The organism is Chryseobacterium sp., assembly GCF_022712095.1.
Lineage (GTDB): Bacteria > Bacteroidota > Bacteroidia > Flavobacteriales > Weeksellaceae > Chryseobacterium.
In genome coordinates this window covers 1-14805 of sequence record NZ_JALAHD010000085.1, presented here as the reverse complement: position 1 = coordinate 14805, position 14805 = coordinate 1, and the positions used below count along the sequence as shown (strand labels likewise).

The 14805-nt window shown below is 35.5% G+C and carries 8 protein-coding genes and 1 pseudogene; all 9 read left to right on the top strand.

Going from position 1 to position 14805, the window contains the following annotated elements:
• The first annotated feature begins 3 nt into the window (after positions 1-3).
• Entirely contained in the window at positions 4-885 is an 882-nt protein-coding gene (locus Q0A18_RS03915) for a M23 family metallopeptidase (RefSeq protein WP_292008868.1), read from the top strand.
• Between the two features lie 11 nt (positions 886-896).
• The gene (locus Q0A18_RS03910) at positions 897-1601 is read left to right on the top strand and encodes a hypothetical protein (RefSeq protein WP_292008867.1); all 705 of its coding nucleotides are present in this window, start codon (positions 897-899) and stop codon (positions 1599-1601) included.
• A 56-nt stretch (positions 1602-1657) separates the two neighbouring features.
• The gene (locus Q0A18_RS03905; protein WP_292008866.1) at positions 1658-3637 is read left to right on the top strand and encodes a hypothetical protein; all 1980 of its coding nucleotides are present in this window, start codon (positions 1658-1660) and stop codon (positions 3635-3637) included.
• Between the two features lie 71 nt (positions 3638-3708).
• Positions 3709-4389: a hypothetical protein gene (locus Q0A18_RS03900; protein ID WP_292008865.1), complete on the top strand. Its 681-nt coding sequence runs from the start codon at positions 3709-3711 to the stop codon at positions 4387-4389.
• Entirely contained in the window at positions 4382-9547 is a 5166-nt protein-coding gene (locus tag Q0A18_RS03895; RefSeq protein ID WP_292008864.1) for an SNF2-related protein, read from the top strand. The genes Q0A18_RS03900 and Q0A18_RS03895 overlap by 8 nt, the downstream gene beginning before the upstream one ends.
• A 294-nt stretch (positions 9548-9841) precedes the next feature.
• Complete coding sequence (locus Q0A18_RS03890) at positions 9842-10864, top strand: type IV toxin-antitoxin system AbiEi family antitoxin (protein ID WP_292008863.1); 1023 nt, start codon at positions 9842-9844, stop codon at positions 10862-10864.
• On the top strand, positions 10854-11696 hold the full coding sequence (locus Q0A18_RS03885; RefSeq protein WP_292008862.1) for a nucleotidyl transferase AbiEii/AbiGii toxin family protein: 843 nt from the start codon (positions 10854-10856) through the stop codon (positions 11694-11696). Before Q0A18_RS03890 ends, Q0A18_RS03885 begins: the two co-directional genes overlap by 11 nt.
• Positions 11696-13711, top strand: a complete 2016-nt coding sequence (locus Q0A18_RS03880) for an N-6 DNA methylase (protein WP_292008861.1) — start codon at positions 11696-11698, stop codon at positions 13709-13711. Before Q0A18_RS03885 ends, Q0A18_RS03880 begins: the two co-directional genes overlap by 1 nt.
• A gap of 2 nt (positions 13712-13713) precedes the next feature.
• A pseudogene (locus Q0A18_RS03875) lies at positions 13714-14805 on the top strand (hypothetical protein); the annotation flags it as partial.

Sequence of the window (14805 nt, the reverse complement as noted above, 5' to 3'; positions counted from 1 at the left end):
CATATGAAGAGTAAAATAATTAGCAACCGAATTTACAAGATGGTGGTCTTCATGCTTCTGTTGGTAAACAGTTTTACGTTTGCCCAATTCAATACCATAATGCCTGCACAGCCTCAAAAGCCCGAAAGTCAATCCCGTATTGAATTTACAAAAGAAGAGAAACCTATTGATCCCAAAAATGGGAAAAATTTCTGGAAAAAAATATTCAATACGACAACAAGGTCGGATTTAAAAAATGAATTGGATTCTTTAAAAATACTGTTAAAAAAGTACAAGTATACCAATAATTCTGGAAAAGAGAGCTTTCAAAAAATGAAAGATTCTTTGCTATTGGCCACCAAGCGTAGAGCCGAACAACAAATGGATCTTTTAGAAAATCAAAGTTCCCCGGCTTTATATGACTTTGTGGAGGAGCCTAAAGAATCTTTATCAAAAGTTGTAATGCCTTTGGCGGGTAAGATGGCGATCACTTCTTCTTACGGGACACGGGTTCATCCCATTTCCGGAAACCGGAAAATGCACAATGGTATTGACCTGAAAGCATATTATGAAAATGTATATGCAGTCATGGACGGAGTCGTAACGGCAGTGGGCCGGTCAGCGACCGGAGGCAATTATATCAAGATCCTCCACTATGGCCGATTTGAGACAAGCTACCTGCATCTTTCTGAGATTTATTATCGGACCGGAGAGTTCGTGAAAGCCGGATTTATCTTGGGAAGAAGCGGGAATACCGGGAATTCTACAGGGCCTCACCTGCATTTTTCGGTGAAAGAATTCGGACAAAGCATTAACCCTACTCATTTTTTAAATGATTTAATAAAAGCCACTCATCTCATGGCAACCTATCATAATACTAAGACAGCAACATACAACCCCTACTAAATACATTAACAATGAAAAACAGCAATTTACCTACAGACGAACTGAAAAAATATGGCATTATTGGTGAAGACCATACATTTTCCAAAAAACTAAGCACAGAAGATATTCAGAAATTCTTACAGGGATACACTATTGTCGCTGACAACGATACAAAAAGGGCAACTTTTCAGCTCACGGATGATAATACCAGACTAAAAGTAATTTTTTTGGAAAGGGATAAAAGCATCTCGGAAATCCTTAAAAACAGTGAAAAGAGAATCGAATATTCTGACATAAAGGAACTCTCTAATAAATTGCCACCGGAGGTTCCGGCACTGGAAAAGAAAGCCTTTATTTTCGATAAGGACACCGGCATAGTAGCAGAGTTTGATTTCATCAGGCATACAACGGAATTAACGGCAATTATTGCTGATCTAAGAGATGCAACTGAAACCGCGCGATATAAATTTGAATTACTAAAGCTTAAGGCATTTATCCTCGATAAATTGGAAGTGGAACTTCCGCCTGAGATCGCTAAAGAAATTACTAATGAGTTGAATATTATCTCAAAAGAGATCAGTACAGTTGATGAAATTCTTACCCAGCAAAATCTTAATCAAAAAGAAAAATCTGATATCAGGCTGGATGTAAATGATCCTGATCTCTATCAGGATGCCAACCGAATGAGAGAAAAAGAGGGGCAGGAGCAAGAAGAAAAGCGAAGGTTTAGAAGATAAATCCTATGGATGCCCCTGATAAACTGTTTCAGAATATATAAAAATAAAATTTTAAAATGGATTTATTTGAAGATTACAACCTACTTCCGGAGGAATTGAAGACGGTCTGTGATAAATGGCAGGAAAAAGCAGCGTACCGGGGACTTGATTATAATGATTGTGAGATTTTTCAGAAAGAATGCGAAGCTATCGGCTATACGTTTGATTATGGACTGGATGCAGAACCATTTGATTTACGACCCATCAATTTAGGACAACAATTACAAGACCATATTACAAACAATCAAGATCAAGGCATTATGCGAACAACAAATGATCTAAGCTGGTATGATAAGAATATTACTCCTCTAACCCGGGCTTATAAAGATTTTGTAAAAGAAAAAGAAAATACATCACCTGAACATTTTTTTCAGGATGGTGAAAGAGTCTTTACGGCAAAAGAAATCAAGTTTTTAAAAATTCTTGAGTATAAAAGTTCTAAAAATGAAATTAATGCTTCTTATCCTGAAAGTAGAGAACCAGTAATCGAGAATTCAGGTATTGCAGAGAACAGAGCATTGAAGCTTGATGAACTCAAGGATATGCTTAATAAGTACTATGAAAAAGAGCAGGAAAGTATGTTTGATTTTACCCATCCGAAATCTATTAAGACGTTGGAACTGGCATTATTTCTTCAAAATGCAGATGAATCGTTAAAGAAGGAAGTTCTGACATACATTTTTACAGAACCGCCAGTACAGCCTGATTTTTACGACTTCATGGATGATTCTTATGATAGGGGAGAATCTTTTTATGAGAAAGCAAAGGAATCCCAGAAGATAAAGATGGAAAAATATAACCTTTTTTTAGAAAATGTTTATTCAGTTTTTGACAGGTACAATTTTGATATTCATATGATCCATGAATCCAATGTCGAAAGCGCACCGGATGCATTCAAAGCCTTAATGCATGACCTGTCTAATCAGTTTTCTGCTGAAACTAAAGCTACCATTAAAGCCATTAATGAAGATCATGCTAATAATGAAAGGAAAACCTATGAAGCTCCTCAAATAGGAAAAAATAATCCCCATTTGGAAACGACCATTGAGGGATATAGCAACAGTGAATTAATGAATCTATCCGATGGCGAATTAGAAAATTTATTAAAGCTAAAGAAAGAACAGTTTAAAATAGAACAAGTGAACGATGATATCATTGCTATGTCTTTTATTGATAATGAAATAAAAAGACTTCTGGCCCTGATTCATCATAAATCAATTAATAACAATCAAAATCCCAACATTATGGAAACAACAAAAGAATTCGATCAGGTTCAATACCTAAAAGACCAGTTAAAATACCTTGGCTTTGGCGAAGATTCAACACTTCACAAAGATTTGGAAAAAGGTATTGAGTCTCCCAAACAGCAGTTTGAAATCAAGGTGGTCTCAGATAAGGCACTGCCCGGAAATACCGTAGACTTTAGTTTGAAATTCAATAAAAGCGAAAATGGAGGTGTTTTCTTTAATTCTTACCAGGCAACGCTGAAAAATGAAAAAAATGAAAGTTTTTCCCACAATTTTTATGTGAGCAAAGAAAACACCTTTACTGCTAAAGAGGCCGTTAATCTTCTGGAAGGGCGTTCCGTGAAAATAGAATTTCACAATCCGAAAACAGATCAGGTAGAGCCTGCCTTTGTTAAGCTCGATTTTAAAGAGCCCAAAACAGAAAAAGGAAATTATAATTTCCAGAATTTTTATAAAAATTATGGTATTGATACTGCTGAAATTGTAGAAAAGTCCAATCTGGTATTTGATAAGCCTGAATATAAGGAGAATACCATAAAATCTTTGGAAAAAGGCAACGTGGTTAAGGTGAAGTTTGAATTGGACGACGGGGTTATAGAAGGAAAAGCGGTTCTCAACCCCCAGTACAAAAATCTGAACTTGTATGATCAGGATATGAACAGGATCAATACCAACAAGCCTTTGCAGGGTTTGGAAGATGAGAGAGAACATGATAAAGCCAATGTAAGAGAGCAAAGCATCAAACGATAAAAATTTCCTTACCAATTATCTGAAAGCGGTAAGTCTGATAATGATTTGCCGCTTTCTTTAAATCAATCCCTATGAAAATACATTTAATACTGCCATACCTGCTTTTTCTTTTCACTATCAGTTCCTGTCACAAAGAAATCAAATCCGAGAAAGGCGGAATTGATTTGATTTCCAATATCTATTTTGATGCGTCCAAGGGACTGGACAATATGCAGAGCTTTCATGTCTCGAAAATAAATTATTCTCACGATCAGCTTATAGAATATGTTCCGGACCTTTCATTTCCCGAAATTAACAGACAGGTATATTATATCAGGGATTCACTCTGTTATTCAATTGACCTCATGGAGCGCGATCTCATCTTTTCTGATCTTTCCAGGAAACAACAGCCTTTTCTGGTTTGGAAAAAGAAAGAAGGAGCTGTGTTTTCAAAAGAATGGATTCCCAACTATAGGAACAGAAGAAACCTGTCCGATACCATATTATTCCATAAGAAATACAAACGTTTTGAGATCAATTCTCCCTGGACCTATACAAGGTTTTATATCAATCCTACGGATACTATTTTACCTTATTCACTGTACAGACATGCCGAAAAGGATTATCATGGACGGTTGGAACGTATTGATTCCTATAATAAAAAAGAGGACGTTTTTGTAACGCTTCAATTACTGCCCAGAAAAAACTGGGATGATACTGCGAAAGAATTATTTGAATTTAATCATTTTGTAAAAAAAAGGGAAAGTGAATGAAAATCAGCTGACATATAACATCGATGATATTTCCGTAATAGAAGGGAATAAAAATGAACTGATTGTTTTTAACAGCAGTAAGGACAGGGATTCATTCCTGGAACTGCTGAAATTAAATAATCAGAATAATAACAGAACCCTTGTTGCCATTCATTCCGGTGCAAATACCAAAAAGTTTATGAACAGGTATCAGAACTATGAAGGTAAAATATTCCTTTGCCTGAATGGTGACAGAACGGGAAATATGATGACACTGAAAATTCTTACTGAGCTGAATGATAAAAATATAAAGGACATTCGTCCCTTATACGGAATCTCAGAAAGCGGTAATCAAAGCCTAAGTGAGTATTTAGAAAACAAACTAGGTCTTCAAAATAAAAATACTATTTTAGTCGAACCAAAAAATTCAGAAGATGCAGACCTTAATAATAAACGAAACGGAATTCCCAACACTCAGCACTTGGGATCCCAACTTTCTGAACGAAATTCTGGAGAATCTCTCCAAAGAAGCCAATCCGGGCAAAACGGAAATCACCCGCGAGGACAAGCTATGGGCAGCAACCATGCTGGAAATGGACTTGCAGGCACAGGGTGGAGCAATTTGGGAAGCAGAGGAGAAGGAAGATCCACTGACGGAGCACAACAGCAGAATGATGAAGAAAATGAAGGAAGAAAACATTCCGTGGGCGGAATCGTATCCCGGAGAACTTTATCCAATAGATCAGGATTAGATTTATCCCATAAAAATAATGAGGAATTAGATATTCTCATTTCAAAGTATAGAGGTCAGAAGCTGACTAATGAGCAAGTTGCAGAAGTGGTTTCCGCAGCTTGTTTCGTTTCAAAAGACCACAAAATTTTTCTAAAAGAAAATCTTAAAATATCTGATGAACTGCAAGATATTTGTAGCCAGTTCAAAAGTGGTGGAACAGCCAAGGAAGGCAGGGGAATTTTAGATGAATACTACACCGATTCAAGGATTGTAGATGCCGTGAGAAATTTAATCAAAGACCGGTTTAAAAACCATCAGGAAATTTCAGTATTGGAACCCAGCGTAGGAATAGGAAACTTTCTCTATGCTGCAAAAGATTTGGGTATAAAAACCAGTATTACGGCTTTTGAAATCAACGAAACTACAGCAAAAATTGCCAAAATCCTTCATCCCGAAGCTGATATCCATCTGCGTTCCTTTGAAACTGAATTTATTGATGAGAAGGGTGGCAGAAAAGAATTTTCCGAAAAATATGATCTGGTTATTGGTAACCCACCTTACGGAGATCATCGGGGATTGTACAAAGGGTTGGGCGAAGAGCCGAAAATCTCAAAATATGAAGATTATTTTGTAAAACGCTCTTTAGATTCCTTAAAGCCCGGTGGGATTCTGGCAATGGTGCTTCCGTCGGGTTGGCTCAATCGTCAAGACCAATTGAAAAATGCCGAATTAATGGAAGGATACCGCTTGCCTAGCGGTGCTTTTGCCGGAACCGCCATTGGTACGGATATTATTCTTCTTAAGAAAGACCCTCTGAAAATTTCAACGGATATCTCCGACTATTTTGAAAACAATCCTGAAAAAATTCTGGGTGAAACCCGGGAAAAAACCAACCGTTTTGGGCGTCAGGAAAACTATGTCCACGGAAATTTAGAGGAGGCTTTATTAAAAATTGAGCAGCTGAGAGGCAAAAAAGAAACCGAAAGAATAGGGAATCTTTTTGAAGATTTATTCCTGGAAGCTGAAGAGGGACCTAAAATAACCTTACAAAATAAGGTTTCGGAGGTTCAACCGGAAAAAATTACGGATTCTGGGCCTGATGAGATAAATCTTACTGAAGTTCAGGAAAAGGTTGAACGGGTACTTTCATCGCTCGACGCCATAAAATTTAAATCTCCTTCAGTTGTAAAGGAGATTGAGAAATACAACAAACTTCAATCCCAAATTGCCAGCGAGCCAAAGAAATTCGATCAAAGCCAAATTGATGAAATTCTCCAAAAAGCGGAGAAAATTATTCAGTCTCAAAATGAAAAAAATACAGAGTATAGAATTCAGACCAAACCGGAGCTTAAAAAAGGAGTTCTAAAGTATCAATTCCTTAAATCCGATGAAATTGTAAATGCTTCGCTTCAAAACAGCTCTGAACTTTCAAAGGCACAGATTGAAGCTTTTAGAGATACAAATTACGAAGGAGTTTTAAATAAAAATGGTAAACATCATCAATACGCCAATTTTATTAACGGAAAATGGGTACATGATTTTTATTATATTGAAGGGAATATTTATACAAAATTAGAGCAATTAGAAATTGATTTTAAAGATTCTTTTTCGGAAGGATATTCCGAAACTCAGTATTTAAAACAAAAAGCACTATTAGAAAGCGTTTTACCCAAGCCTAAATCCCTCGATGAAATTTATATCAGCCCGAATCATGAATTTATACACCAATTTGAATTGGGCTATGTAGAAAAAGAAAAGTGGAATCAGAACACAAGACAAATAGAAACCGTAATGGTGTCCTACAATCTTGCTGAAAAATTTAAGGACTTTGTAAGTAGTTTGCCTAGTGATGCCTTTGCGGGATCGTCGTCATGGGAAGTCAGAGGCTTTGTGGATAATGAAACGGTTACAGGAAGTGATAAAGAAAGAAATGCTCTCGTCCGTGAGAGGAGAAAAGCTGCTGCTAACGATTTGTTTTATAAATTTTTGAGAGAAGAATTATCGGATGAATTAAGGGAACGTTTCGTAAAAGACTTTAATAGAAACTATAATAATATCCATGTTCCTGATTATTCCAAATTTCCGTTGTTTTCTAAAATTCATCTCAATTTCAAAGGAAGAGAACTGAAACTAACCGAAGTTCAGAAAGCGGGAATCGGAAGACAAACCACAAAAGGGGTTGGCTTATTAGCTCACGAAGTCGGTTTTGGGAAAACTTTATCCGGAATCTTATCTATGCACGAAGCTATGGAGCGTGGAAATGCAAAAAGGCCTTTAATTGTTGTTCCGAACGAAAGTATTCTCAAACAATGGGTGGAAACAATTTTTGAAACCATTCCTCATGCCAAACTAAATGTACTGGGAAACCTGGGTAAAGATTATGATCTCTCAAAGTTTGATAACAAGGACGGAGAGATAACCATCGTTACCTATGAAGGCTTTAATAATATCGGTTTTTCTGAAAATATTACTCAGGAGCTGGCTTCCCGGTTTTCTTACATTTCAGAAAGTGAACTAAAAAGTGTTAATTCCATTAGCGAAAGGGATTTTCAGAAAGAACTGGAGAAAGAAAAGGAGCTGGAGGGAAAAATGAAGCGTGGTAAAATCTATGATTGGGAAGATTTTGGTTTTGACCATCTTACTTATGATGAAGTCCATAATGCCAATCATATTGTCGGAAAGGTTAGGGTAGAAGACCGTAGATTTGCATCGGATTTCAGGAGCCAGAACCAGCAGACTTCCAAACTGGGAATCAATACCTGGATGGCGGCGCAATACATTCAGGACAAAAATGATGGAAGAAACGTAACGCTGCTTTCTGCTACTCCCTTCACCAACAAACCTTTGGAGTATTATTCCATTTTATCCCTGATTGCCAATAAACGTCTGGAAGAGTCCGGTTACTTCAATGTCAATACCTTCTTTGAAACCTTTATGGAAGCTGATAATGATATGGAAATTGATGCTAAAGGCGATGTGAAATTCAAAGCGAATGTACGGAGGTTTAAGAATAATTCTTTATTTCAGCAGCTACTTTCTGAATTTATTGACATCAAAGGAGAAGAAGATAATCCAGAACTGAAGCGGCCCAATAAAATCAACAAAGAATATAAAATTGAGCAAAATGACCTGACGAAAGAGCAATATGACTTACTTAATGATAGCTTTAGTGAAACAGAGAAAGGAGCCATTCTTACCCATATTCTCAATGCAAGGCTGATTGCCATTTCTCCATATCTGTCGATTTATTATGATGGAGAAGAACCTTCTGCACAGGAATTTATAGAGAATTCTCCGAAGCTAAGGCAGACGATGCAGCTGATCCGGCAGAATAAAAAAGACATTCCGGATTTAGGGCAAATTATTTATTCAGAATTAGCCGTTGCAGAATTTCCAAAGCTGAAAGAATATCTCGTTAATGAAGTTGGTTATAGACCCGAGGAAATTGGAATTATTACCGGAGCAACAAGTAAACCGGGTAGGTTAAAGATCCAGGATGATTTTAATGCAGGAAAAATAAAAGTAATCATAGGCAGCGAAGCCATTCAGGAAGGTATGAATCTTCAGGAAAATACAACCGATCTGTATCTCCTTTCTTTACCCTATAATTTTACTTCTCTACGGCAGGTGGAAGGCCGAATATGGAGACAGGGGAATAAGAATGAAAATGTCCGTGTCAATTTTATGCTGACCAATGACAGTATTGATGTTTTTATGCTTCAAAAATTGCAGGCTAAGCAGGCAAGATATTTAGAAGCAATGAAAAAGGGGGCAGATGTATTGGATGTTTCGGATATCAGTACCCAAGAACTCAAAACATCAATCATTACCAATCCGGAAACAAGGGCTAATATTGAGATTGAACTGATGAAAAAACGAATTGAAAGTGAGAAAAACAAACACCTTGCAGATAGTGCCTTTGTATTAAGGAAGTATGAAGATTTTATCAAAGTTCAGGAAGGCGTAACCAAAGCAGAGTATAGTTATAACAGGATTTTAGGGTACTCCAAAGAGGAAGGAGAGGACTCAGAATATTGGAAAAACCAGCTTCCGTCGTATCAAAAAACGATTGATCTCGCAAAAGATGAGGTTCAAAAAGCAATCCAGAATTTAGCTGAAAAAGGAGTGAATGTTACAGAAATTGAGAAGCAAACAAGGGCTACAGAGGATAAAATAGCGGAGCTGGATAAAAAACTGGAAGAGCTTCCGGAGATAAAAGATAATTTAATTACTCAATATACGGAGGAAAAAGCAAAGCAACTCAAAATGAATGAGCTTATAAATTATGTAAAAGAAAGAGCAGATGAAAATTTAATTCTGCATAATGCTTTACTGAAAGTAAATACTGCTGATTATATGGCGATTAAAAATTCTGTCGACGTAATACTATTACCGAGAGAAAGCATAAATCTGGAAAATGTATCGACTGTGGGAAGAAAAAGATAGTGTTAAATATGTAGAGATTCTTTCACTTCATCTTTTTTCAGGTAATTAAGTTTCCTTGTTTCCAAAATCAATATAAAACAATTTACCAGCTAACGACCTTTTGGAGTTTCTTTCATAATAGCATTTCTAATTCTGATATTAGTTTATTCAGCTTTTTACCCGAGGCACAGGTGTGAATTAGGAGGAATAGTTGTTTGCTAATTGGATGAAAAAAAAGAAGAAAGGCGGTAGAAAAATTTAAAGTACTTTTCTCTCTAAAAGTTTGTTTAATCTATTTTTGTTCACTATTTTTGAATGTTCATTCCTGCTGAACGCTTAATTTTATTGAACAAGAAAATGTATAGAGATAATGATTTTGTTTATGAAGCTGTTGCTTCATTAGAAGAAATAACAGGCCTTCCTATTGCCATTGAAAGTTTTAGGGAAGGCTATGATGTAGTGCTTCAAATCAATGAACAAACATTTTATTGTATTGCAAAGAAAAATGCAAAAAATGCAAATTATGGAATCATTATGTCTAGTTTGAAAGAAATTAATCATGCAAAAGGCAATGTAGTCATTGCTGACTACTTAACTAAAAAAACAGCATTAGAGCTTAAAGAAAATAACATCAATTACTTAGATGCTTCCGGAAATGCTTTTTTAAAAGCTAACAACTTCTTTATATATATAGAAGGTAAAAAAGGAAAAATAAATAAAAAAACTAATCAAACCCGAGCATTTCAAGAAGCGGGATTAAAACTACTACTACTACTTGTCTCTAATCCTGAAACACTACAATTTTCCTATAGAGAATTGGCAGAAAAAACAGGGATTGCTTTAGGATCTGTAAGTAATATTTTAAAAGAATTAGAAGAAAGCCACTACTTGTTAAAAACAAGAAACAAAAGAGTTCTAAAAAATCAGGATGAAATAATTGAGCGATGGGTAATAGCATATAATGAGCTTTTAAAGCCTCGCACTTTTAAAAGAAAAATGCGGGCTTTAGGAAATGAGTTTAATACAAATAATATTATAAATAATAATATGAAACTCTATTTCGGAGGTGAGCCTGGTGGTGAACTTTTAACTGGACATCTAAAACCAAAGGATTATATTATATATACAGACGAAGAGATAAGCAAAGTTGCAAAAGATTTGAAACTTGTTCCGGACGAAGCAGGAAACATTGAATTGTATAGCAAATTCTGGACAGACAGTCTTTATTTAAAAAATGAAGATGCTGCTCCTCCTTTGGTTGTATATGCAGATTTATTAGGAACCGGTAATAATAGAAATATAGAAACGGCTAAAATTATTCTAGAGAATGGATTATAACATATCAAGTGAAAAACTGGAGCATCCATTATTAAAAAAATTGTTGACAGAATTAATCCCTGTATTTCAAAAATTGGAAATCAAATTTTTCGTCATCGGAGCAACTGCAAGGGATATCATTATGGAACTTCACGGAGAAAGATCTGGTAGAAGAACTCAAGACATAGATATTGCCATAGCTGTGGATAAATGGGAGGAATTCAAAACTATTGAATACGAAATAACGCAACTGCCTGATTTTAAAAAAGATCCAAAACAGCAACAACGGTTTTTATATCTAAATGATTTTCAATTAGATATAGTTCCGTATGGTGGGATTACAACTGCTGAAGACAAAATATTCTGGCCGCCTGACCAGTCTTTTGCAATGACCGTATTGGGTTTTGAAGAAGCAGAAAAGGATTTGGTCAGGGTTAAGATAGATGACACATTGGAGATTGATATTGTTTCATTGGCAGGAATTTTTATTTTGAAATTGGTTGCTTGGAAAGACAGGCATCATAAAGGTAATAAAGATGCGGATGATATGGGATTTATTCTATTGAACTATCTCAATATTCACGAAGAAAGAGCCGCAGCGCAGTATTACGAAGAAGTGTATGATATAAAAAATTTTACTATAACAAAAGCTGGAGCAGCTCTATTAGGTATAGATATTAATATGCTCTTATCTGACAATGAAGATAACAAAGCAAAATTAAAAGCGATTATGGAGAAAGAAATAAATGCAAAAGAAGACAGTATTTTATTCAATCAAATACTAGAAACAAATCATATCAAATTTGAAGACATACTATGTTGCTTTCAAATTCTTAACCAGAAAATAAAATAATGGGAATCAATAATACAATAGAACAAATATTAGAAGACAATCAAGTGATGTGTATTCTTACGGAAAAACCGAGAAAAGCAACATCACAGGAAAATAACCTACAGTCCATAATCCGTATGCTTAACGAAGAGTATGGTTTTGATCTGACCGATATGGAACGAGATTTTAATATTATTTATACCGATCCAGACACTGGGAAAAATAAAAAGCAAAAGATTGAACTAGTTATTTTTGAAAAAGGTAAAGCACACGAGCAGGATCATATTGTCCGAATTGCTATTGTGCAAGACGAAAAAATAAAGGAAAACGATAAGAAGAAAGGTGTAACCATCACATTGGAGAATGCTCTTGCTGCTGTCGATAATTGCGAATTTGGCTTGTGGACAAACGGAACAGACATCAAATATTTACAAAAAGAAGATGACGCTGTTGGTTTTGATTATACTTTTTCTGATTTATCGGATTTCCCTGGATTTGGAGAAAACTTAGACGATTTAAACCGTGGAGACCGCTCCCATAGCCGTAAGCCTGCGAATGACTCTTTGATAAAAGTCTTTAAGCGGTCGCACGATTATATTTATGGAAATGAAGGTCGGAAGAAAGATGCGTTTTGGCAATTGCTCTATCTTATTTTCTGTAAATTGTATGATGAGAAAAGACGTTTTATGCCTCAGCCAGACGGTATTTCTTATCGTCGTTATTTTTGGGTGGGTGTAAAAGAACAAAATACTGTTGAAGGTAGAAAAGCCGTTGCAGAAAGAATTAAGAAAATTTTTGAAGAATTAAAAACAGAAGGCACTTTTTCGGATGTATTTGATGGGAATGAAGCAATAGAATTAACCGACAAAGGAATTGCATTTATTGCAGGGGAATTGGCAAAATACTCCTTCCTTGATGCTTCTGTAGATGTAAAAGGTTTAGCTTATGAAACCATTGTAAGTAATACCCTGAAACAAGAAGCTGGTCAGTTTTTCACACCTCGCAACATCATCAAAGCGATGGTAGAAATGATGAATCCAAATGAAAATACACGAGTGTTGGATCCTGCCTGCGGTTCGGGAGGTTTTTTGGTCATGGTATTGGATCATGTTCGCAAACAAATAGCAGAAAAACTATATCCAGAAATTACGGATGAAGTATTACTTGCTGCAAAATATAACACCTACGAAGTAAACGAAAGAGTTCGCGAATATGCAGAAAACAGCATATTCGGTTTTGATTTTGACCCTGATTTAAAGAAAGCGGCTCGAATGAATATGGTCATGGCTGGTGACGGACACGCCAATATCTTTCACGTTAATTCTTTGGCTTATCCCAACTGGGAACATCCTGCCGAAATTGAAAAAATTGAAAAGGCAATCAATAGAAGTTTAACGGCAATGAAGAATGATGAGGGAATGTATGGTAATAGTGCGAGAGAAAAATTCGACATCATATTTACCAATCCGCCATTTGGAGCAAAAGTAAAGGTCGATGAGGATATTGCTGAAAAATATGAGCTATCAAAGTACTCAACTGCGCCCGAGGTTTTATTTATAGAAGCTTGTTACAACTTTTTGAAAGAAGACGGTAAAATGGCTATCGTATTGCCAGATGGCATTTTAGGTAATCCGAATACATTGCCTGTCAGAGAATGGATATTGGATAAATTTAAAATATTAGCTTCAGTGGATTTAGCTGTAGAAGCCTTCCTTCCCCAAGTTGGTGTACAAGCTTCGCTTTTGTTCTTACAAAAGAAATCTGCCAATGAACGCAATATTGCCCACGAAGGAGAAGAAGATTACGACGTGTTTATGGCAATAGCCGAAAAGTTAGGAAAAGACCGAAGAGGTAATCCAATCTATTTACGAGATGAAGATGGAGCTGAAATTATTTTCCCTGTACAGAATAAATATGTAGCCTACCGACCAGAAGATGGGAAACCGATGGTAAAATCACGTACCGAGAAACAACGGATATTGGATGATGATTTGCCTAAAATTGCAAAGGCATATTTAGAATTTATTAATAATTAGTTATGGTAGCATCTTCTATAAAATATTCTGAATTACTAAAAGAGAAACGACTTGAAGGGAAATTCCATCTTAATCCTAATGCTATATATAGCCGGTTATTAGAGAATTCATCTTTAGAGTTAAGAGAACTTTCTTCGTTTGGAGATCTTTTCAATCCGTCAATTTTTAAAAGACAATATTGTGAAAAAAGTGTTTCTTCAGTTCCCTATAAACAAAGCCACGATATAATAAAATTAAATTATGAAAGCTCTGTTTTTTTGTCTAAAAATCAAGTTGAAAAACTGAATTTAGAAGTAGAGGAAGGATGGATTCTAATAACTGGGTTTGGAACCATCGTAGGCTATGCAGGGATGGTAGATGATTTTTTAAAAGGTTGTGCTTTTGCTAATAACGTAGCTAGACTAATCGTGAAGGATAAAGATTATAATGGCTATCTGACCGCATTTTTGAAATCTAAATATGGTAGAGCTCAAATTAACAAAAATGCTTCTGGATCAGCAATTCGATATATTGAAGCACCAGGGATCAGCAAAACCTTAGTGCCAATTATAAAACAGGATTTGTTAAAACAAATCAACAATGATATAATTCGGGCTAAATCAATTAGAGAAAATGGTTACCATTCATTATTAAAGGCTCAAGAAATTTTTCTAAAAGAACTATTTACAAACGAGGATAAAAATTTTGTTAAAAAAGTTGATAAAATAAGTATATCTCAAATTAAATCAAACTCTCAAACCCGGTTAAATGGTAATACTTTCATAAATGAAGGTGTTTATAAATTAAAGCAACTCCAAAATAAAGGAGTAGAATTTAAGGATTTAAAATCGTTAAAATATAAAACTCGGCGTCCTGGCATTTTTAAAAGAGTTAAAGTTAACAATGAAAATGGAATACCGTATTTAAAGGGAGCAGACTTATCTCTGTTAGATCCTTTTGCTGAGTGCGAATATTTGTCCAAATCTAAAACGCCATTTATAGAAGAAATGCTTCTTAAAGAAAATCAGATTTTACTGACGTGTGCAGGAAATATTGGTTTCTCAAGAATAATTACTAAAGAATTTGAAGAAAAAGAAGCTATCGGGTCACAAGAT

Coding starts and splice junctions, on each gene's coding strand:
- Q0A18_RS03905 (WP_292008866.1), top strand. CDS start 1,658: ATGGATTTATTTGAAGATTACAACCTACTTCCGGAGGAATTGAAGACG.
- Q0A18_RS03910 (WP_292008867.1), top strand. CDS start 897: ATGAAAAACAGCAATTTACCTACAGACGAACTGAAAAAATATGGCATT.
- Q0A18_RS03880 (WP_292008861.1), top strand. CDS start 11,696: ATGGGAATCAATAATACAATAGAACAAATATTAGAAGACAATCAAGTG.
- Q0A18_RS03890 (WP_292008863.1), top strand. CDS start 9,842: ATGTTCATTCCTGCTGAACGCTTAATTTTATTGAACAAGAAAATGTAT.
- Q0A18_RS03885 (WP_292008862.1), top strand. CDS start 10,854: ATGGATTATAACATATCAAGTGAAAAACTGGAGCATCCATTATTAAAA.
- Q0A18_RS03915 (WP_292008868.1), top strand. CDS start 4: ATGAAGAGTAAAATAATTAGCAACCGAATTTACAAGATGGTGGTCTTC.
- Q0A18_RS03900 (WP_292008865.1), top strand. CDS start 3,709: ATGAAAATACATTTAATACTGCCATACCTGCTTTTTCTTTTCACTATC.